Source organism: Streptomyces sp. NPDC041713, assembly GCF_055591085.1.
The window spans coordinates 1-20331 of record NZ_JBVIZY010000010.1; the positions used below are offsets into that span (position 1 = coordinate 1).

General features: G+C 72.1%; 19 protein-coding genes. 11 read left to right on the plus strand and 8 right to left on the minus strand.

Annotated elements, in window-relative coordinates; translation table 11 throughout:
• The first annotated feature begins 269 nt into the window (after positions 1-269).
• From ACZ6CV_RS27025 to ACZ6CV_RS27055, 7 genes are all read left to right on the plus strand, one after another.
• A complete protein-coding gene (locus tag ACZ6CV_RS27025) occupies positions 270-1082 on the plus strand; it encodes a SagB/ThcOx family dehydrogenase (RefSeq protein ID WP_469253246.1) in 813 nt (270 codons plus the stop codon).
• Positions 1083-1144: 62 nt separating this feature from the next.
• Positions 1145-2179, plus strand: a complete 1035-nt coding sequence (locus ACZ6CV_RS27030; RefSeq protein WP_469253247.1) for a TOMM precursor leader peptide-binding protein — start codon at positions 1145-1147, stop codon at positions 2177-2179.
• Positions 2179-3507 carry a YcaO-like family protein gene (locus ACZ6CV_RS27035; RefSeq protein ID WP_469253248.1) on the plus strand — a complete coding sequence of 443 codons (1329 nt, stop codon included), beginning with the start codon at positions 2179-2181 and terminating at the stop codon, positions 3505-3507. The genes ACZ6CV_RS27030 and ACZ6CV_RS27035 overlap by 1 nt, the downstream gene beginning before the upstream one ends.
• On the plus strand, positions 3482-4282 hold the full coding sequence (locus tag ACZ6CV_RS27040; RefSeq protein ID WP_469253249.1) for a CPBP family glutamic-type intramembrane protease: 801 nt from the start codon (positions 3482-3484) through the stop codon (positions 4280-4282). Before ACZ6CV_RS27035 ends, ACZ6CV_RS27040 begins: the two co-directional genes overlap by 26 nt.
• On the plus strand, positions 4279-5154 hold the full coding sequence (locus ACZ6CV_RS27045; RefSeq protein ID WP_469253250.1) for a CPBP family glutamic-type intramembrane protease: 876 nt from the start codon (positions 4279-4281) through the stop codon (positions 5152-5154). Before ACZ6CV_RS27040 ends, ACZ6CV_RS27045 begins: the two co-directional genes overlap by 4 nt.
• Entirely contained in the window at positions 5151-6221 is a 1071-nt protein-coding gene (locus ACZ6CV_RS27050; protein ID WP_362370228.1) for an LLM class flavin-dependent oxidoreductase, read from the plus strand. The genes ACZ6CV_RS27045 and ACZ6CV_RS27050 overlap by 4 nt, the downstream gene beginning before the upstream one ends.
• A gap of 117 nt (positions 6222-6338) precedes the next feature.
• Positions 6339-7049 carry a TetR/AcrR family transcriptional regulator gene (locus ACZ6CV_RS27055; protein WP_469253251.1) on the plus strand — a complete coding sequence of 237 codons (711 nt, stop codon included), beginning with the start codon at positions 6339-6341 and terminating at the stop codon, positions 7047-7049.
• A gap of 28 nt (positions 7050-7077) precedes the next feature.
• On the opposite strand, the gene ACZ6CV_RS27060 is transcribed toward ACZ6CV_RS27055, so the two are convergent.
• From ACZ6CV_RS27060 to ACZ6CV_RS27085, 6 genes are all read right to left on the minus strand, one after another.
• The gene (locus ACZ6CV_RS27060) at positions 7078-7236 is read right to left on the minus strand and encodes a hypothetical protein (RefSeq protein ID WP_362370222.1); all 159 of its coding nucleotides are present in this window, start codon (positions 7234-7236) and stop codon (positions 7078-7080) included.
• A gap of 47 nt (positions 7237-7283) precedes the next feature.
• The gene (locus ACZ6CV_RS27065) at positions 7284-8342 is read right to left on the minus strand and encodes a methyltransferase (protein ID WP_469253252.1); all 1059 of its coding nucleotides are present in this window, start codon (positions 8340-8342) and stop codon (positions 7284-7286) included.
• Positions 8343-8521: 179 nt separating this feature from the next.
• A complete protein-coding gene (locus ACZ6CV_RS27070; RefSeq protein ID WP_469253253.1) occupies positions 8522-10573 on the minus strand; it encodes an ABC transporter ATP-binding protein in 2052 nt (683 codons plus the stop codon).
• Positions 10574-10589: 16 nt separating this feature from the next.
• Positions 10590-11495, minus strand: coding sequence for an ABC transporter permease (locus ACZ6CV_RS27075; protein ID WP_469253254.1), 906 nt, complete (start codon positions 11493-11495; stop codon positions 10590-10592).
• Entirely contained in the window at positions 11492-12451 is a 960-nt protein-coding gene (locus ACZ6CV_RS27080) for an ABC transporter permease (RefSeq protein ID WP_469253255.1), read from the minus strand. Before ACZ6CV_RS27080 ends, ACZ6CV_RS27075 begins: the two co-directional genes overlap by 4 nt.
• Positions 12448-14289: a peptide ABC transporter substrate-binding protein gene (locus ACZ6CV_RS27085; RefSeq protein ID WP_469253256.1), complete on the minus strand. Its 1842-nt coding sequence runs from the start codon at positions 14287-14289 to the stop codon at positions 12448-12450. Before ACZ6CV_RS27085 ends, ACZ6CV_RS27080 begins: the two co-directional genes overlap by 4 nt.
• A 205-nt stretch (positions 14290-14494) precedes the next feature.
• Here ACZ6CV_RS27085 and ACZ6CV_RS27090 point away from each other — a divergent pair, with 205 nt between their 5' ends.
• From ACZ6CV_RS27090 to ACZ6CV_RS27105, 4 genes are all read left to right on the plus strand, one after another.
• Positions 14495-15691, plus strand: coding sequence for an ROK family protein (locus ACZ6CV_RS27090; RefSeq protein ID WP_469253257.1), 1197 nt, complete (start codon positions 14495-14497; stop codon positions 15689-15691).
• Positions 15688-17262, plus strand: a complete 1575-nt coding sequence (locus ACZ6CV_RS27095; RefSeq protein WP_469253258.1) for a M81 family metallopeptidase — start codon at positions 15688-15690, stop codon at positions 17260-17262. The genes ACZ6CV_RS27090 and ACZ6CV_RS27095 overlap by 4 nt, the downstream gene beginning before the upstream one ends.
• Before the next feature lie 78 nt (positions 17263-17340).
• Complete coding sequence (locus ACZ6CV_RS27100) at positions 17341-18177, plus strand: transporter substrate-binding domain-containing protein (protein WP_469253259.1); 837 nt, start codon at positions 17341-17343, stop codon at positions 18175-18177.
• A 91-nt stretch (positions 18178-18268) separates the two neighbouring features.
• On the plus strand, positions 18269-18652 hold the full coding sequence (locus tag ACZ6CV_RS27105; RefSeq protein WP_362370197.1) for a VOC family protein: 384 nt from the start codon (positions 18269-18271) through the stop codon (positions 18650-18652).
• 7 nt (positions 18653-18659) lie between these two features.
• On the opposite strand, the gene ACZ6CV_RS27110 is transcribed toward ACZ6CV_RS27105, so the two are convergent.
• Together ACZ6CV_RS27110 and ACZ6CV_RS27115 are read right to left on the minus strand one after the other, a co-directional pair.
• Positions 18660-18989, minus strand: a complete 330-nt coding sequence (locus tag ACZ6CV_RS27110; protein ID WP_362370194.1) for a hypothetical protein — start codon at positions 18987-18989, stop codon at positions 18660-18662.
• A 118-nt stretch (positions 18990-19107) separates the two neighbouring features.
• Positions 19108-20187 carry an NADH:flavin oxidoreductase/NADH oxidase gene (locus tag ACZ6CV_RS27115; protein ID WP_469253260.1) on the minus strand — a complete coding sequence of 360 codons (1080 nt, stop codon included), beginning with the start codon at positions 20185-20187 and terminating at the stop codon, positions 19108-19110.
• Positions 20188-20331 lie beyond the last annotated feature (144 nt).

The window sequence follows — 20331 nt, forward strand, 5'->3', positions numbered from 1 at the left end:
TTTTTTTTTTTTGGTGGCTGATCGCTCCCCAGAACTCCCCCGGCCCTTTCTTTCCCCCCCCCCCCCCCCCCCCCCCCCCCCCCCGGTCCCGCTCCCCACTTCGGTGACGACGGAACGTCGCACACGACGGCGAATGAATGCAAGGAGCGAATTACATGAGCGATGCGGATACCCCTGCGGATTCGCGTCTTGTTCAGGCTTCGGTGGCCGCGAGCGCCTATCGGACGATGAGCCCGCATGTGCAGGGTGTCGGCCTGCAAACAAATTCCATGCGCTTCGAGAATCTTTCGTCGGACGCCGCCGAACGGCTCGCGGAAGAGTTCTTGATTGCCACCAGAATGCGACGCTGGGACCGTTCGTCCCTGCTCTCCATCGGCTATTACTTCTCCGATGTCATGGCGGTCGTCCAGTCCCGCCAGGGCCGCCTGCCGCGGCAGGGCGCCCCACGCACTCCGCTGCCCGAGGGCACGGACACCACGGCACCGCTCGACCACGCCGTCTTCAGCCGGCGCAGCGGCCGTGACTTCTCCGGCGCCCCCGTACCCTTCGACGACCTCGCCACCGTCCTCCGCTTCGCGGGGTGCGTCACGGCCGAGGCCGACATCGAGCTCGCCGACGGCTCGCCCCTGACCATGGGCTTCCGTACCGTTCCCAGCGCGGGCGGCCTCTACCCCGTCGAACTCTGGCTCGCCGCCCTGAACGTCGACGGCCTCGAACGGGGCCTGCACCGCCACCTGCCCGTCGAGGACGCCCTCGCCACCGTGGCGGGGCCGGACGCCCTCGCCCCGCTGCTCGCCTCCTTCGACCCGCAGGACGGCTCGATCGACTTCGAGCGGGCGGCAGCCGTCCTCCTGCTCGTCGGCAACCCCTGGCGCTCCATGCGCAAGTACGGCCCCCGCGGCATGCGTTCGATGTTCCACGAGGCCGGCGGCATCGCCCAGAACGCGCACCTGGCCGCCACCGGACTCGGCCTGAACAGCGTGGACTTCTCCGGCTTCTACGACGACGAGGCGCACGCGGCGCTGCACCTCGACGGAGTGCACCGGACGCTGCTGCACACCGTGCTGCTCGGCGCGGGCTGACCACCCGCACAACCGACCCCGGGCCCCCGGCTCCCGGGCTCCCGTGAAGAGAGGCCCTTTGCATGTCAGACAACCGGCAGCCCCGCGTGCGCCGTTCGTTCTCGGTCGTCGGCCACAGCCCCGACGTGGTCGAGCTGCGCACCGGCGTGTGGAACGCCAAGTCGTACACCCTCACCGACGACTCCCGCTCCGGCAAACTCTTCAACCTCGTCAGCGGACTCGACGGGACGCTCTCCCGGCGCGACCTCGCCAAGCGCGAAGGCGTCTCCCGCGTAGAGGTCGAGGCGCTCGTCGACCACCTCTACGGTCTCGACGCCATCGAGGAGGGCCCGAGCAGCGCCCTCGACGCCTACCTCGACACCATGGCCACCCTCGGCGGCCGCGGCCAGACACCGGTCGCCGAGGGTGTCGTCCTGCTCGGCGACACCGAACTCGCCGAGCGCACCGCCGCGTTACTGCCCCACGACGTGGCCGGCGACGTCCTGATACCCGGCCCCGACCACCCGGTGCGCGCCCGCCTCGACGCCCTCGCCCCCGCCGTGCTCCACGACGGCCTGGCCTTCGACGAGGCCGTCGAGATCCTCGCCCCGTGGCGCGGCCGGTATCTGCTGCTCGCCGAGAGGACCGTCGACCCGGTCCGCGCCCAGGTCCTCAACCGGCTCACCCGTGCCGCCGGGATCAGCTGGACGTACGCCGCCGTCGACGGGCCGTTCCTCTTCGTCGGGCCCACCATGGTGGCCGGACGGTCCGCGTGCTTCGAGTGCTTCGAGACGCGCGTGACGATGAACCTCCGGGAGAGCGCGGGCTATCAGCGCTACAAGGAGGCCCTCGTGCGCTCCGCGGTACACGCCGGCGCCCCGCCCGTCTACGGCCCGGTGCAGGCGCTGCTCTGCTCGCACCTCGCCCTGGAGGCGACCAACTACCTCAGCTGCGGCTCGACGTTCACCATCGAGCAGGTCCTCGGCTGCTACCTGCCGAGCATGGAGATCTCCTACCAGAGCGTGCTGCCGCTGCCCGGCTGCCCCGGCTGCGGCCCGGTGCCCGAACGGGACGACGAGACGCTCCACTTCGACCCGCGCACCTGGCTGGAGGACTGATGCGGCTCACGGTCCACCAGGACGAGAACACCCGCGTCCACCGGCTGCGCCGCCGCATGCACGGGCCGCTGTGCGGGCTCACCACGTCCATGGGGTTCCTCACCCGCTACCCGGGCGGGCCGCGGCTCCTGGTGGGCACCGCCGACATGACGGGCGTGCACGTCCGCCAGGACCAGCCGCCGCCCAAGGCGGGCAGCTACCACATCGGCGGCTACGGCATCTTCCCGTTCGAGAGCCACATCCGCTCGCTGGCAGAGACCTTGGAGCGCTACTCCGGTTACGCGGCCGCCCTGGACGGCAGGTTCACGGCGCGGCACGCCCCGTACTCCCAACTCGCCGCCGAAGGCGAACCGTTGCTGCCGCGCTCCGCCTTCGAGCTCTTCACCGAGGAGCAGTACGCGCGCGACGGCTTCCCCTTCTCGCCCTTCGACCCGGACGCCGCGTCGGGCTGGGTGCGGGTCGGCTCGCTCGTCGACGGCGAACCCTGCTGGGTGCCCGCACAGCGCTTCCTCCTCGGCTACGTGCGCGAGCGCGAGGAGCCCTGGACGCTGCCCGCCGTCACCACCGGCACCGCCACCCACACCACCCCACAAGCCGCCCTGCGCGCGGCACTTGAGGAGGTCGTGCAGGTCGACGCGGCGATGGGGCACTGGTACGGGCACACCGACTCCGTCCTGATCCGCCCCGACGAACGCACCCGGCACGTCGACGGCATCGTCGACACGTACTTCCCGGCGGGTGCTCCGCGCCCCGAGTTCCACGCGCTGCCCAGCCCCGACCTGCCCGGCTTCACCATCGCCTGTCTGCTGCGCCAGCCCCCGGGTCTGGTCCCGGAGGTGGCGATCGGCCTCGGCAGCGGCGCCTCGCTCGCCCGCGCCATGTACCGGGCCCTGCTGGAGGCGGCGGGCGTGCAGTGGCTCGCGGCATGGGTGGCCGTCGAGCAGGCCGTCGAGGGCACGCCCGCGGACGCCGACATCTACGACCTCGAAGGCAACGTCGGCCTGTACGCGACGTCCAACGGCGCCCGGACCGTCGAACGCCGCTTCGCCGCCCACACCGAGCGGCCCGCCTCCGACCTGCCACCGGACGACGACCGCCCCGTCAAGGAGGCGGTGCGCACCCTCGTCGACGCCTTCCGGCTCTCCGGGAAACAGCTCTACTTCGGCGACCTGACCACCTGCGACCTGCGGGCCCTCGGGTTCCATGCGATGCGCGTGTGGTCCCCGGACACCGTGAGCCTCCCCCTGCCCAGCGCCGTACCCGCCGCCCATCCGCGCTTCGCCGACTACGGGGGCTTCACCGATGACGTCCCTCATCCATATCCCTGAGCTGCGCGACACGGCACTGACCGCACTCGTCCTGTGCGCGCTCAGCGCCCTGGCGCTCGCCTCCCACCTGCACGTCCGCTTCTTCGACCGTCGCGGGGTGCACACGCTCCAGGTGTACGCGGCCGTGCTCGCCGCCGTGACCGGGCTCGGCCTGCTCGTGCTCGGCCCCGGCGCGCTCGGCCACGGCCCCGCCTGGGGGCTGCCGGCCGGCCTGGCCCTCGGCGCGGCGGCCGCGCCCCTGGTGGCCGCCGCCGACACGGCGGTCACCCGGCGTCTCGGGCGCCGCGCCGTCGCACGGCCGGCGCCGCCCGCCGCGCCGCCCGCACCCCGCACCCGCGGCACCCGCGCGGTCGGCCCCGCCGCCCGGCTCGCCGGGGCCGCGCCGCCGACGGCGACCGAGCGGCGCTGGACGGCGAACCGCCGCGACAGCGACGTGGCGCTGCCGCTGGCGTGGCTGGTGGCCGTCGGCGCCCTGGAGGAGTGTGTCTTCCGGGGCGCGCTCACCGGCGTGGCGCTGACCCAAGGCGCCCTGGCCGTACGGGCGTTGCTGCTCGTCCTCGCCACGGCGGCGTTCGCTCTCTCGCACATCTTCTTCGGCTGGGCCCAGGTGGCCGCGAAGCTCCCGCTGTCGCTGACCGCGCTCGCCCTCACCCTCCTGACCGGCAACGTCCTGGGCGCGGTCGTCACCCACGCCCTGTTCAACGCCCGCATATGGCGCTACCAGAACACGGTGCGCCCCTCCGGACCCGCCCGCCCCCGGCCGGCCCGCTCATGAGCGCCGCGGCCCAACTGCCCTGGGCGGTCACGGGTGGTGTGCTGGTGGGTGTGGTCGCGTCGGCCTACGGGGTGCTCGCCCCGTGGCTCGCGGGACGGCTCTCGGGAGGGGGCGCCGGAGCGGGCGCCCGGCTCGCGCCGGGCCGGGCCCGTTCGGTGGCCGGAGCGGTCGCCGGGGCCCTGGTCATCGCCGTGGCTCTCGCGCTCGGCGTGCTCCCGGGGGACCTGGGGCTCGGCGGGCTCAGCGGCGTCGACGCGGCGCTGGTGGTCCTCGGACTCGCCCTGGGCTGTGGCGAGTTCGCCGCCGCCGCCTTCCTCGCGGGACTCGCCGCGGACATCGGCGCAGGATTGCGCCACACCGCCGCGGGGCGTGCCGCCCGGCGCCTCGGCGACACCCTGCGCGGCCCCCGCTCCCGGCCGAAGACGGACCCGGCCAGGACGGCCGCCCGGGAGAGCCGCGCCCCACGCCCCGCCTCCGCCGCGGGGCAGACCCACTGGCTCGGCCTCGCGCGCGGGCACGCCGCCGACGAGGCACGCGCACGCGTGAGCGGACCCGGCGCCCGCTGGGCCGTCGCCGCGCTCGCCCTTGCCGTGGCGGGGGAGGAGACCGCCTTCCGGCCGGCACTCATCGAAGCGCTGCGCGGATCGGGCGCGGTGGCCGCCGTCGCCGTGGCGGTCCTCGCGCACGCCGCCCTCCGCGTGCGCGGCGCCCCCAAGGGTCGCCGCCTCACCCCGGAGAGCTGGGTGCCCGCCCTCCTCGTACCGGCCGTCCACGCCGTCCTGTACTGGCGCACCGGGACGCTCGTGCCGCTGCTCGCCGCCGACGCCGCCTTTCTCGCGCTGCTCATCCCGACCGAGAGGAAACGACCATGAAACACGGCATCTCGCTGCTCCCCGACTGCAGGCCGGCGACGCGCGGCGCCCAGGAGTACTACCAGGACGTGCTGCGGATCTCCCGGCTCGCGGACGAGGCCGGCCTCGACTACGTGAAGATGACCGAGCACTACCTCAAGGACTACGGCGGCTACTGTCCCAGCCCGCTGACCTTCCTCGCCGCCGTCGCCGCCCAGACCGAGCGGATCGGCCTGATGACCGGCTGCGTCCTGCCCGCCTTCCACCACCCCATCCAGCTCGCCGCGCACACCGCGATGGTCGACGCCATCAGCGGCGGCCGCCTGGAGGTCGGGTTCGCGCGGGCCTGGATGCCGTACGAGTTCGCGGCGTTCGGGGTGTCCATGGACGAGAGCCGCGACCGGTTCAACGACACCATCGCGGCCGTCCTGCGGCTGTGGACCGAGGAGAAGGTCAGCGAGGACAGCCCGTTCTTCTCCTTCCGGGACGCGACCTCGCTGCCGCGCCCCGTCCAGCGCCCGCACCCGCCCGTGTGGGGCGCGGCGGTCCGCTCCCGGCAGAGCTTCGCCTGGCTCGCCGAACAGGGCTTCGGGCTCCTGGTGACGCCCCCGCCGCGGCAGCAGGACCTCGCGGGCGTACGGGATCTGGTGGAGGTCTACCTCGACACCTTCGAGGACGTGCACGGCTCCGGCCCCGAGGCGCCGCGCCCCCGCGTCGCCGTCTCCATCCCGCTGTACGTCGCCGAGACCGACGACGAGGCGTACGCCACCGCCGACCCGCTGCTGCGCGAGTACCTGACGGTGTGGGCCGAGGCCGCCGAGGCCTGGATGCACACCTCGTCCAAGGACTATCCGACGTACTCCCAGATGGCCCTGACCCTGCGCAACCTCGACATCGCGGACTTCCGCAGCCTCGGCACCGCCGTCGTCGGCTCACCCGCCACCGTCCTCGCCCGCGCCACCGAACTGCGGGACTTCCTGTCCGTCGACACGTTCCTGTGGCAGGTGGACTTCGGCGGCCAGGACGGCGCGACGATGGAACGCAGCTTCCGGCTCTTCCGGGACGAGGTGCTGCCGCACCTGAGGTGAGGACCGGGTGAAGGTGCCGGGCGGGGTGGCGGGACGTACGTCCGGCCACCCCGTTCCTCTAACATGGTTAGAGAACATCAGCGGACCGGGAGACCGGGAACCAGAGGGGGTCGGCGCATGCCAGGCCAGCGAGCCGCCAACACGGCCCGGCGCCAGCCGAGACCGTCCATCACGCTGGAGGCCGTCACCGCGGCGGCGCAGCGCACGCTCCAGCGGGACGGCCTCGACGCCCTGTCGATGCGCCGCCTCGCGGACGAACTGTCCATCCAGGCGCCCTCGTTGTACTGGTACGTCCGCAACAAGGACGAGCTGCTCGACCTGCTCGCCGACTCCCTCCTCGCCGATCTGCGCCTCGACGTCCATGTGCCCGCCGACGACGGCGACTGGCAGACCGGGCTGCGCGAGATGATGCAGGAGTACCGCAAGTACCTGCTGTCCAAGCGGGACTCGGGCCGGGTCCTCGCGGGCCGGCTGCAGCTGGGGCCGCACTTCCTGCGGCACGCGGAGGTCATCCTCGGCGTGGTGCGCGGCGCCGGCTTCGACGACCAGGACACCGCGGACTCGCTCTACTCCCTGACGCAGTACGTGCAGGGCTTCGTGCTGCACGAGACGTCGCCGCTCTCCGCGGACGTGGCGCGCGGCGCCGATCCCATGGAGTTCCTCGAGGCGGCGCGGGAGCGGCTCGCCGGCCTGTCGGCGCAGGAGTATCCGAACGTGGTCGCGGTCGGCGCCCGGCTGGCGCGCCCCGACATCGAGGCGCGCTTCAACTACGGCCTGGACCGGCTGCTCGACGGCCTGCGGGACCGGCTCGCGGGACGCGACTCCTAGCCGCGGCTCCTAGCCGCGGCTCCGGCTTCTAACTGTTGCCGTTCTGCCGGGCGTCCCGTTCGGCTTGCTCGCGCTGCTGGCGCTCGCGGTTGCGGGCCTGCTCCTCGTCCTGCTTCTTCTGCAGGACACGCTGCCGGGCGCGGTTGCGGGCCCGTTCCACGGGGTCGCCCTTCCACGGTGCTCGCATGGGAGTTGCCTCCTTGAGGTCGGGATGGATGCGGTACGGGGAATGGATCAGGTCGACTCCGCGGGCCGGGCGATCAGCACCGACTGGGGCGGTGTCGCGGGCAGGACGCGCTCCAGCGTGAAGCCCGCGCGGCGCAGCAGGTCGCGCCACTCGTCCTCGCCGCGCTCGCGTCCGTCGTTGTCGGCGAGCATCTCGATGTCGATGAGCTTGGCCCAGTGGAAGCCGTTGCCCGGCGGCACGACGGCCTCGATGACGAAGAGCCGGGCGCCGTCGCCGCCCGCCTCACGGACCTTGCGGAGCACGGTGAGGGCGGTGGCGTCGTCGAAGCAGTGCAGCATGTTCTTGATGAGGTACGCGTCGCCGCCCGCCGGGACGTCCCCGGTCGCGTCGCCCGCCACCAGGCGCACCCGGTCCGCGAGGCCGAGCCGGTCGAGCCGCTCGCGGGCCAGGTCGATGACGTGCGGCCGTTCGACCAGGACGCCGGTGCTCCCGGGGGCGTGGGCGAGCAGCGTGCCGAGCAACTCGCCGTCCCCGCCGCCGAGATCGACGAGCGTGCCGTACGCGCCGAAGTCGAGGGCGGGCGCGAGTTCGGCGGCGAGCTCCGAGGTGAGCTCGCCCATCGCGCTCTCGTACACCGACCGGAAGGCGACGTTCTTGTCGAGGTGCTCGAAGAGCGGCATGCCGTGGGCGGCCTCGAAGGCGGGGCACCCGGTGCGCACGGTGTCCAGGAGCCGGCCGAAGGAGTCCCACATCGGGCCCTCGGTGAGCATGAGCACCCAGTTGCGGATGGGAGTCGGGGTGTCCTTGCGCAGACAGTCGGCCATCGGCGTCAGCCCGAACCGCCCGTCGGCGAGCTCCTCGAAGACGCCCACCGAGGCCGTGGCGCGCAGGCAGCGGTGCAGCGCGGGGGCGTGCGCGCCGACGGCCGAGGCGATCTCCGCGACGGGGAGCGGACCTTCGGCGAGGACGTCCGCGACGCCCAGCGAGGTGAGCACGGAGAGGGGCTGGGACACCCACTTCGCCGCGGCGAGGGAGAGCACCCTGGCGTGCGGCGGGTCGTACGGGCCTCCGGGGAGGCCGATCGGAGCGGATGCCTCGGCAGTCACGTAACCCCCTGGGGACGGCGCCCTGACCGTGCCCCGCGGACCGGCGAGGCACGCTGCCTAACACTGTTAGGTGGTACCCAGGCTAGCACCGCGGCCGGATCGAGGCGAGGCCCCGGACGGGAGGCCGTCCGCACGCAAGGTCATCCGTGGGCCGGCTGCAAGGTCATCCGTGGGCCGGCTCAGCCCCGGGCGAGGTCCGCCTCCGGCACGCGCTCCGGGGGGAAGTGGCAGGCCACCTGGTGTCCCTCGCCGTTCGGTGTGCGGGCCTCCGGTTCGGTCGTGGCGCACACGTCCTGCGCGAGCGGGCAGCGGGTGCGGAAGCGGCAGCCCGACGGGGGCTTCGCCGCGGACGGGGTCTCGCCCTCCAGGGGGGTGCGTGCGGCACCGGTGGCCGCCTCGGGGTCGGGCAGGTTGACCGTGTCCAGGAGTCCGCGTGTGTAGGGGTGCAGCGGATGCGCGTACACGCGCTCGGCCGGACCCGATTCGACGAGCTTGCCCAGGTACATCACGCCGACGGTGTCCGCCAGATGGCGCACGACGGCCAGGTCGTGCGAGATGAACAGATACGTCAGGCCGCGCTCGCGCTGCAGATCGCGCATCAGGTTGAGGATCTGCGCCTGTACGGACACGTCGAGCGCGGACACCGGTTCGTCCGCCACGACCAGGTCCGGTGAGAGCGTCAACGCCCGCGCCAGGCCGAGGCGTTGGCGTTGGCCGCCGGAGAACTCGTGCGGGTAGCGGTGCACCGCGCCGCGCGGAAGCCCGACGGCGTCGAGGAGTTCGGCGACGAGCTTCTCGCGCTCCGCGCGGTCGCCGACGCCCTGGATGACGAGCGGCTCGCGCAGGATCTCGCCGACCCGCATGCGCGGGTCCATCGCGGCGGTGGAGTCCTGGAACATCAGCTGGACGCGGCGTCGGTGCGCGCGCCGCTGCGCCCGCGACATCCGCGCCGGGTCGGCGCCGTCGAACCGCACCGCGCCGCCGGTCGGCTCCTCCAGGCCCGCGACGATCCGCCCGAGCGTCGTCTTGCCGCAGCCGGACTCGCCGACCATGCCGAACGTCTCGCCCCTGCGGACGGTGAGCGACACCCCGCCGACCGCGCTGACGGTGCCCCGGCTGCGCGAGAAAGCGCCGCCCTTGAGCGGGAACTCCTTGACCAGCGTGTCGAGTTCGAGGAGTACGTCACCGGGGGCGCCGGTGGCCGGCACGGGCGGGGGCAGCACCACGTCGTCCTCGGACGCGACGACGTCCGGCACCGGGTGGAAGCACGCGAACCGGTGCTCCGCGCCCTGCACCGGGTCGGCCACGAGCTGCGGCTCCTCGGCGCGGCAGGCGTCGGTGGCGAAGGTGCAGCGCGGCGCGAAACGGCAGCCGGCCGGGGGTACCGCCAGGTTCGGCGGCAGGCCCGGAATGGTGTGCAGTTCGGTGCCCCGGTCGGCGGCGCGTTCGGGCAGCGCGGCGAACAGCGCCTCGGTGTAGCGGTGGCGCGGGCGCGCGAACAGACCGCGTACGTCGGACTCTTCGGCGACCTTGCCCGCGTACATCACCGCGACCCGGTCCACCCGGTTGGCGATGACGCCCAGGTCGTGGGTGACCAGGATCATCGCCATGCCGAGGCGGGTGCGCAGGTCGTCGATCAGCTCCAGGATCTGGTGCTGTGTCGTCACGTCGAGGGCGGTCGTCGGCTCGTCCGCGATCAGCAGCTTCGGCTCGCAGACCAGCGCCATGGCGATCGCCACGCGCTGGCGCATGCCGCCGGACAGCTGGTGCGGGTAGGCCTTCATGCGCTCGGCGGGCTGGGGCATGCCGACCAGGCGCAGCATCTCCTGGGCGCGCGCCCAGGCCTCCTTCCTGCCGATGCCGGGGCGGTGCAGGAGCAGCGGCTCCGCCACCTGCGCGCCGATGGTCATCGTGGGATTGAGGGAGGTCAGCGGGTCCTGGAAGACCATGCCGATGGTGTTGCCGCGGACGTCCTGGAGGACGGGGGCGGCCGCGGTGGCGAGGTCCTGGCCGTCGAACAGGACGCGCCCGGCGGTGATCTCGCCGCCCGGCGGCAGCAGTCCGAGAACGCTGAGCGCGGTCATCGTCTTGCCGCAGCCGGACTCGCCGACGACGCCCAGGGCCTCGCCGGGGGCGAGGGACAGGCAGACGCCGTCGAGGGCGTGGACGGTGCGCTCGCGCGAGGCGATGTCGACGCGCAGGTCCTCGATGGAGAGCAGGGGCTCGGTCATCTTCTCGTCTCTCCTGTTACTTCCGCAGCCGTACGTCGAACGCGTCCCGCAGCCCGTCGCCGATGAAGTTGAACGCGGCGACGACCAGCACGATCGCGATGCCCGGCGGGAAGATCAGCCACCAGTAGCCGTTCTGCGTGTAGGTGATGCCGGCCGACAGCATCGATCCCCAGTCGGCCGAGGGCGGCGGGATGCTCAGGCCGAGGAACGCGAGATAGCTGACGTAGAGGATCGCGTCGGCGATCTGGAAGGTGCAGTTGACGATGACCGTGCCGATCGCGTTCGGCACGATGTGCTGGAAAACGGCGCGGGTGCCGCCACCGCCCATCATCCGCATGGCCTGCACGTACTCGCGGTCGCGCAGCGAGAGCGCCTCGCCGCGCACCAGCCGGGCGGGGGACAGCCACGCCACCGCCGCGATGATCACGACGAGGACGCCCTTGCTGGGGGTGATGATCGCGGCCACCACGACGAGCAGGAACATCGCGGGGATGGCGAGCGCGGCGTCCGTGATCCGCATCATCGCGGCGTCCACCCAGCCGCCGAAGTAGCCGGATATCGCGCCGTAGACGGTGCCGAAGAGGGTGGCGAGGAGGCCGGCCGCCAGACCGATCTCCAGGGAGGTCTGCCCGGCGACCATCAGCCGGCCGACCATGTCGTAGCCGAGGTCGGTGGTGCCGAGGAGGTGGTCGGAGCTGCCCGGTGACAGGTTCGCCTGCGCGAGGTCGGTGTGGATCTGCTCGGTGTCGTACACCAGCGGCCCGAGATAGCTGAACGCGAGCAGCAGGAGCAGCACCACCACGCCCGTCAGGGCGAGTTTGTTGCCGGTGAAGACCCGGAGGGTGCGGCGGGCCAGCGAGGGCGTGGCCTGCGCGGCGTCCTCATGGCCCGGCGCGGTGACAGGGGTGACCGTGGTACTCATGCCACGCTCCGTATCCGGGGGTCGAGGACGGCGTACAGGACATCGGTGAGCAGCGAGCCGACGACGGTGGCGACACCGACGACGAGCGTCACGCCGAGCAGGACGGGGAAGTCGGATCCCTGCGCCGCGTTCCAGAACAGCAGCCCCATGCCCGGGTAGTTGAACATCGACTCGACGACGAGGGCGCCGCTGAAGAGGGTCGGGAGGTAGAGACCGAGGAGCGTGGCGAGCGGGATCAGCGCGTTGCGCAGGACGTGCCGGACCATGATCCGGCGGCTCGACTGGCCCTTGGCCATCGCGGTGCGGACGAATTCCTCGCTGAGGTTGTCCAGCACCGCCGAGCGCATGTAGCGGCTGAACATCGCGATGATGCCGAACGCCATCGTGACCACCGGAAGGACCAACCCGGTGAAGTCTCCGAGGAGTTGGCCGATCGTCTCGCCCTGCGGCGCCTCCGCCGGGAAGACCGGAAGGACCTGCGCGAACAGGATGATCATGATGAGGCCGAGGAAGAACACCGGCGTGGCGTACATCAGGAAGGCGAGGCCCGTGAGCGCGTAGTCGGACGCCTTGCCGCGCCGGACGGCCTGCAGCAGGCCCAGCGGCACCGCGATGACGACCGCGAGCGCGGTGGAGAGGACCGTCAGGAGCAGCGTCTTCGGCAGCCGCTGCTTCAGCAGGTCGAAGACGGGCGAGTTGAGCTTGAAGGACTCGCCGAGGTCCCCGGTGAGCAGCCGCTTCACATACATCGCGTACTGCATCGGCAGCGAACGGTCGTATCCCTGCTGGTGGTTGAAGTGCTCGATCTGCTGGGGCGTGCCCTTCGGGCCGAGGATCGCGCGCGCCGGGCCGCCCGGCAGCAGATGCAGCAGCACGAAGACGATGACCGACACCAGGAAGAGGACGACGATCGCCTGGAGGAGGCGCTTGACCAGAAAGCCGGTGAAGCCGGTCACTTCTCGGCTCCCTTCTTCTTGACGTAGTACCAGTGCTGGGGCGCGAACGTGACGGTCGGGTTCTGCGAGACGCCGCGCAGGTCGTTGCGGATCACCGACACCTGGTACGCCGGGTTGGGCATCCACATCACGGGCAGCTGCTCCGCGAGGTACTCGCCGTACTCGTGCACGGCCTTCATGTCGGGGGAGTACTGCACGCCCCGGATGATGCGGTCCGCCTTCTTGTCGCTGTAGTTGCCGAAGTTGGCGGAGGCGCCCGTGGAGAAGAGCTGCTCGCCGCTGGGGTTGAGTGGGTAGTACCAGCTGCCGGCGGTCCCGAAGAACGACATGTCCCAGTCGCAGCCGGGGTCCTTGGCCTTGCACGGCACGGAGTTGCCGAGCACCGAGTTCAGCGGCTGCTGGCGCACGGTCAGGTCGATGCCGGCCTTGGAGAGCGACGACTTGAGCTCCTGCATCATGTTCGTCGTCTCGGTCGAACCGGACTGGGAGAGCAGGGTCAGTTTCAGCGGGGTGTTCCGCCCGATGCCTTTGCCGCACCGGTCCGGTCCGGTGCCGGGGCGCACGCAGCGCGCGGTGCCGTCCTCGATCCGCCAACCGTGCCGCGTCAGCAGCGACTTGGCCTTGGCGACGGAGAACGGATACGGGTTCTCCGCCATCTCCGGTGAGAGGTACTGGCTCTTGGGCGTCACCGGCACCGGGCCGAGCGTCGGTGTCGCGCTGCCCTGCCAGATGACGTCGCTCATCGCCTTCTGGTCGACGAGGTGCTGCATGGCCTGGCGGATGTAGAGCTGGTCCATCGTCGAACCGCCGTGGGAGGAGTTGAAGTTGTAGACGATGTACGTCGCCGCCCAGCCCTCCCACGGATCGACCCGGTACCCCTTGCCCTCGAACTTCTCCTTCTGTGCCATCACCGACGGCGGGATGTAGCCGTAGTCGACACCGCCGGACCGCAGCACGTTGTACTCGGAGTCGGCCGTCGTGAACGGCTTGAAGACCACCTTGTCCAGGTGCGGGCGCTCCGCCTTCGGGCCGGTGAACTTCTCGTTCGGCACGATGGTGACCTGGCCGCTGTCACGCCAGCCGGCAAGCTTCCAGGGCCCGTTGACCGTCTTCCAGAGCGGGTCGGAGGCGTACGAGCCGAGGCTCTTGGCGTGCTGGGTCAGCCGGGTGAAGACGGCCTTGGCGCCCGCGGGCGTACGGTCCCAGTCGCCGACCTTCCCGCCGTCGGTCCTCGCGTCCCAGGCGTGCTGGGGCAGCGCCCTCAGCAGGGTGAGCTGGTTGGCCGTGAACCAGTCCGGGTTGTACGCGCGGGTCAGGTGGAGCCGCACCGTGTGGTCGTCGAGCGTCTCGAACCGCTTGACGTTGTCCGGCATCGTCCCGACCGAATAACTGCCCCAGTCCGCCTTGTTGGCCTTGACCAGGTGGAACCAGAACTCCAGGTCGCGGGCGGTGACCGGCTTCCCGTCGGACCACTTGACGCCCTCGCGCAGCGGCACCGTCACGGTCTTGTTGCCGTCGCTGTACTTGGGCTCCAGGCCGAGCGTGCTGGGGCCGTGCGTGGTCAGCTCGCCCTTCGCCTTGTCCTGCACGGCGTCGTAGACCGGCATGAAGAGCAGCGACTGGATTCCGTAGTTGTACGAGGCGCCGTAACCGGGCGCGCCGATCGGGAAGATCCAGTTGGGCGTGGCGGCCGGCGGCAGCGCCATCGTCGCCGTGCCGCCCTCGACGGGCGTGCCGCCGGTGGGGCCCATGTCGATGCTGCCGCCCTCGCGGGTGCAGCCGGCGAGGGCCGCCGCGAGGACGAGCAGCGCGGCCGCCGCGGACCTGAGTGAGCGCATGGCGATGGGCCTCCAAGGGGGACGGGGCCGGCCCGTGCCGGAGAACGACGGGGCGGCGCCCGAACGCTAGGCCGCCGGTGAAAAACAAGTCAATAGCTTCATTCGGCAAGAAGTGGAAAACCGGGGAGGGCTGGTCAACTTGGTTCGGTCCGACTTAGTGTTCGTCCTGTTGTCGAACGAACATGTCGAAGCAACTGGGGGCGCCATGACCGGAACACCACTCGGGGAGCCGGGATCGGCGCAGCACATCGTGCATCTGGTCTCCTCGGGCGCGGCCACGTCCCGGGCGGACCTCGTGCGCGAACTGGGCCTCGCCCCCTCGACGGTCTCCCTGCGGGTGCAGGAACTCGTCGACGCCGGGCTGCTCTCCGAGTCCGGCGAGGGCGCATCGCGCGGCGGGCGAAGGCCCCGGCTGCTGCGCGTGGCCCCGCAGGGCGGCGTCGCCCTCGCTGCGGACCTCGGCAGCCATCACGCGCGGCTCGGCGTCGTCGACCTCGGCGGCGAGGTCACCGACGCCGTCGACCTGCCGCACGACATCACCGCCGGGCCCGAGTCCGCCGTCGACTGGCTCTGCGGACAGGCCGAGGAGTTCGTGGCCCGCCGACGCGCCGAGGGCCGCACGGTGCGCGCGTTCGGCGTCGCCTTCCCCGGCCCCGTACAGCCCGCCACCGGCCGCGTCCTCAGCCCGTCCCGCATGCCCGGCTGGCACCGCTACCCGCTGCGCGACGTCCTCGCCGAGCGGCTCGGCATCCCCGTCACGGTCGACAACGACGCCACGATGATGGCCGTGGGCGAGCACCGCGTGGCCCGCCCCGGACTCGACCACCTCGTCGTCGTCAAGGCCGGGCGCGGCATCGGCAGCGGCGTCATCTCGGCAGGCAGGCCGCACGACGGCGCGAACGGCAGCGCGGGCGACATCAGTCACGTCCGCGTCGACGCGGCGGGCGACCGCCCGTGCAGCTGCGGCAACATCGGCTGCCTGGAGACCGTCGCGAGCGGCGCCGCCCTCATCCGCGAACTCGCCCTGCAGGGCGTCGAGGTGCACGACACCGCCGACCTGCTGCGGCTCGTGGCGGACGGCGACCCGCAGGCCACCACCCTCGTCCGCACCGCGGGACGGCACATCGGCACCGTCCTGTCCGTCGTCGTCAACTTCTTCAACCCGCAGGCCGTGGCCCTCGGCGGCGTCCTCGCCACCGCCGAACCCCTGGTGGCCGCCGTGCGCGGCGTCCTCTACGAACGCTGCCTGCCGCTCGCCACCGCCGACCTGGAGATCACCACCACCGTCACCGGCGCCGACGCGGGCCTGCTCGGCGCCGGCCTCACCGCCCTGCGCCACCACCTCCCGACCGCCCCGGCCGGCCACGCCCCCGCCCACCAGGAAGAGAGCGCACCCGCATGACCCCCTCCGCACACCCCCGCCGCCTGCGCATCGGCATCGGCGGCATCGGCATCGAGTCGTCCACGTTCTGCCCGCACCGCTCCACCACGGACGACTTCCGCCAGACCCGCGGCCAACAGCTCCTCGACCGCTACACCTGGACGCGCGCGGACTGCGACCTCGCCGCGACCGTCGAATGGGTTCCCCTGCTGCACGCGACCTCCCTGCCCGGCGGCCCGGTGGAGGCCGAGTCGTACCTGATCCTCAAGGACGAACTCGTCGCGCGCATCCGGGAAGCGGGACCGCTCGACGGCCTCGTGTACGACATCCACGGCGCGATGAGCGTCGTCGGCCTCACCGACGCCGAGGCCGACCTGACGGAGGCGGTCCGCGCCGCACTCGACGCGGTCGGCACCCCGGACGGCACCGGCCGCCCCATGATCTCCACCGCCATGGACCTGCACGGCAACGTCTCACGCCGCTTCGCCGACCCCGTCGACCTCCTCACCGCGCACCGCCTCGCCCCGCACGAGGACGCCTGGGAGACCCGCGAGCGCGCCGCCCGCAACCTCGTGCGCTGCCTCCTCGACGGCACCCGCCCGCACCGCGCCTGGGTCCAGGTGCCCGTCCTGCTCCCCGGCGAGAAGACCAGCACCCGCCTGGAGCCCGCGGCGTCCCTCTACGCGTCGCTCGCCGAGATCGAGCGGCGGCCCGGCATCCTCGACGCCGCGATGTGGGTCGGCTACGCCTGGGCCGACGAGCCGCGCTGCAAGGCCGCCATCGTCGTCACCGGCGAGGACGCCGAACTCGCCGCCGCCGAGGCCGAGAAGCTCGCCCGCCGGTACTGGGACGCCCGCCGCGACTTCGTCTTCGTCGGCCCGACCGGCACCGCCGAGGAGTGCGTGGAGCGCGCGGTGGCCTCACCGAAGCGGCCTTTCCTGATCAGCGACTCGGGCGACAACCCGACGGCGGGCGGCGCGGGCGACCTCGCGTACATGCTCGGCAAGCTCCTGGAGAACGACGCGATCCGCTCCGGCGAGGTCACCGCCGTCCACCCCGGCATCACCGACCCGGTCGCCGTCGCGCGCTGCTTCGAGGCGGGCGTGGGCGCGGAGGTGACGCTGAGCGTCGGCGGCAAGGTGGACGCGCACCACGGCGGACCGTACGAACTGACCGGCACCGTCGTCGCGTTGCAGCGCGCCGCCGACCAGAAGGACCGTGCGGAGGGCGGCGCGTACGACCGCGGCGTCGACATGGCGGCCGTGCGCCGCGGCGGCCTCACGGTCATCCTGGTCGAGCGCCGCAAGCCGTTCCACACCCTGGCCGACTTCCTGGGCCCCGCCGAGGGCGGCCTCGGCATCGACCCCCGTACGTACGACATCGTGGCCGTGAAGATCGGTTACCTGGAGCCCGAGCTGTACGACATGGCGGCCGACTGGCTGCTCGCCCTGACGCCGGGCGGCGTCGACCAGGACCTGCTGCGCCTCGGCCATCACCGGGTGGAGCGGCCCCTGTACCCGTTCGACGAGGACGCGTACGCCGGCGGGGAGCCGGACCTGACCCCGGCCTTCCTCACGCCGCTCGCTCCGTGAGAAGGGGGTTCATCCGCGGATGAGGGTCTGCGAGGGTGATCTCCCCAGCCGTCCGCCCCCACCGCAGAGGAGCCCCCTGTGAAGCGTGCCGCCACCCTGTCCGCCCTGGTCTGCCTGCTGGCCGTCACGGCCGCCGCACCCGCCGCTCCCTCCGCTTCCTCCGCGGCGGGCGCGCGGCCGGACCGTGCGGCCCGCCAGCACGGCAGCCTCCTGGACTCCGTCCCGAAGAAGGGGATCCTGAAGGTCTGCACGACCGGTGACTACGCCCCCTTCACCAAGCGGGACCCCGCCGACGGCACGTACCGCGGTGTCGACATCTCGATGGCGCGCGACCTGGCGAAGAGCCTCGGCGCGAAGCCGAGGTTCGTGGCCACGACCTGGGCGAAGCTGACCGGGGACGTGGCGGCGCGGCGGTGCGACATCGGCGTCGGCGGTGTCTCCATCACCCTGCCGCGCGCCCGGCAGGTCGCCTTCAGCGAGCCGACGCGCGAGGACGGCAAGACCCCGATCGTGCGCTGCGCGGACAAGGAGAAGTTCGGCGCGGGCACACTGAAGGACATCGACAAGCCCGGCACGACGGTCGTCGTCAACCCCGGCGGCACGAACGAGGAGTTCGCCCGCGCCCACATCGAGCGGGCGACGATCAAGCTGCACCCGGAGAACACCACGATCTTCCAGGAGATCGTCGACGGCCGGGCGGACGTGATGATGACGGACGCGAGCGAGACGCGCTACCAGTCGAAGATCCACCCCGAACTCTGCTCCCTCCACCCCGACAAGCCCTTCACCTTCTCGGAGAAGGCATACGCGACACCGCGCGGCGACGACGAGTTCACGGCGTACGTGGACCAGTTCGTCCACCTGGCCACACACGACGGCACGTACGCACGGTACGAGGGTGAGTGGATGAAGTGAGGGTGAGTGGATGAAGTGAGGCGGGCCGGCGGCCACAAGTGGCGGGAACCGCGCGCCGTTTGGAGGGGGCGGTGCGGGGGATCCGGTTCGTATGACCGTTCACAAGAACACCGTGCTCGTACTGGACTGCTCGGAGCCCGAGCGGCTCGCCGAGTTCTATGCCGGACTGCTGGGCGCCGAGACGCGGTTGAGCAAGGACCCGGACTACGTCGAGGTCACCAATGACAGCGGGGTCTGCCTCGCGGTGCACCGGGAGCGCGACTACATCCCGCCGAGCTGGCCCCGGCCCGAGGACTCGCAGCAGGCGCATCTGCGGATCATGGTGGCGCGCGACGACATGGACGAGGCGGAGCGCGAGGCGATCGGCCTCGGCGCGCGTCCCGTCGACACCAAGGACAACAGCGGGCCGCGCGACACCCGGACCTACTCCGACCCGATGGGCCACTCCTTCACCCTGGCGGCCATTCCCGAGTGACGGTGGCTCACGGGTCGTTCGGGACGCGGTCCGTCCACGGGCACAGCAGGCGCAGCACGCCGACCAGCGTGAGCGCCCACAGCCCGGCGAAGGCCCAGACGATGCCTGGCGTGGAGGTGCGGAGCCCGATGACGAGCAGCGTGCCGCTCAGCACGGCGAGGAACGCCACGGTGAGCGGGTGCGGCGTATGCGTCAGTACGGCCCGCACGTGACGCCGCAGACGGGGGAGCCCACACCGCAGCTGCCAGCGGATCCGAAAGGCCCGGTCGAGCCGGAGTGAGTCCTCCAGCTCGCTCAGTACGCGTTGCTCGTGCTCCGGAAGTCGCTCCGCGGTCATGGCCCGCCCTCCCGCGCCGCATGGGATCCGACCGTATCGGATGAGGTTCGGCGAACGGGTGCCCCGCGCCGCCCGGGGCTAACCGGGCGGCGACGCGGCATTCGGCGTGCGGCAGCCGTCAGACGGAGCGGTGGTACTGGTCCGGCACGTGCACCTCGGCGCCGAGCTCGCGTCCCGCGCGCCGCGCCCACGACGGGTCCCGCAGGAGCTCCCGGCCCAGCAGGACGGCGTCGGCCTCGCCGTTGGCGAGGATCTTCTCGGCCTGGGCCACCTCGGTGATCAGGCCGACCGCGGCGACCGGCAGGGCCGTCTCGGCCTTCACCCGCGCCGCGAACGGCACCTGGTAGCCGGGCTCGACGGGGATCCTGACGCCCGAGGCGTTGCCGCCCGTGGAGACGTCGAGCAGGTCGACGCCGTGCTCCTTGAGCGTGTCGGCGAAGCGGACGGTCTCGTCCGCCGTCCAGCCCGCCTCGTCCAGCCAGTCGGTGGCGGAGATGCGGAAGAACAGCGGCTTGTCCTGCGGCCACACCGCCCGCACCGCGTCGACGACTTCGAGCGCGAGGCGGGTGCGGTTCTCGTACGAGCCGCCGTACACGTCGGTGCGCTTGTTGCTGTGCGGCGAGAGGAACTCGCCGATCAGGTAGCCGTGGGCGCCGTGCAGCTCGGCGACCTCGAACCCGGCGTCCAGCGCGCGCCGCGCGGCCTCGGCGAACTGGCCGACGACCTCGCGGATCTCCTCGACGGTGAGCTCCGCGGGGACGGGGTGCCCCTCGGCGAAGGCGACCGCGCTCGGGGCGAGGGGCTGCCAGCCGCCCTCGTCCGTCCCGATCGGGGCGCCGCCCTTCCACGGGCGCTCGGTGGACGCCTTGCGGCCGGCGTGGGCGAGCTGAATGGCCGGCACGGTGCCCTGGCTCTTCAGGAAGTCCGTGGTGCGACGGAACGCGCGGGCCTGGGTGTCGTTCCAGATCCCCAGGTCGTACGGGCTGATCCGGCCCTCGGGGCTCACGGCGGTGGCCTCGACGATGATCAGGCCCGTGCCGCCGGCGGCCCGCGCCGCGTAGTGCGCGAAGTGCCAGTCCTGCGGGACCCCGGCCTCGGGCCCGTCGGGCGCCGCCGAGTACTGGCACATCGGAGGCATCCAGATCCGGTTCGGGATCGTCAGGGATCGCAGGGTGTACGGCTCGAACAGCGCGCTCACGGCGGGCTCCATTCGCTCACGACGACGGAAGTACTCGTCGTACGATAACCCTCGTAGTACGTCACCTGTCAAACTACGGTGACTCTCGTACAATGGAGCCCAGGGAACGTCCGGGCGGGGCCCCGGGCGCACAGGACGAAGTGG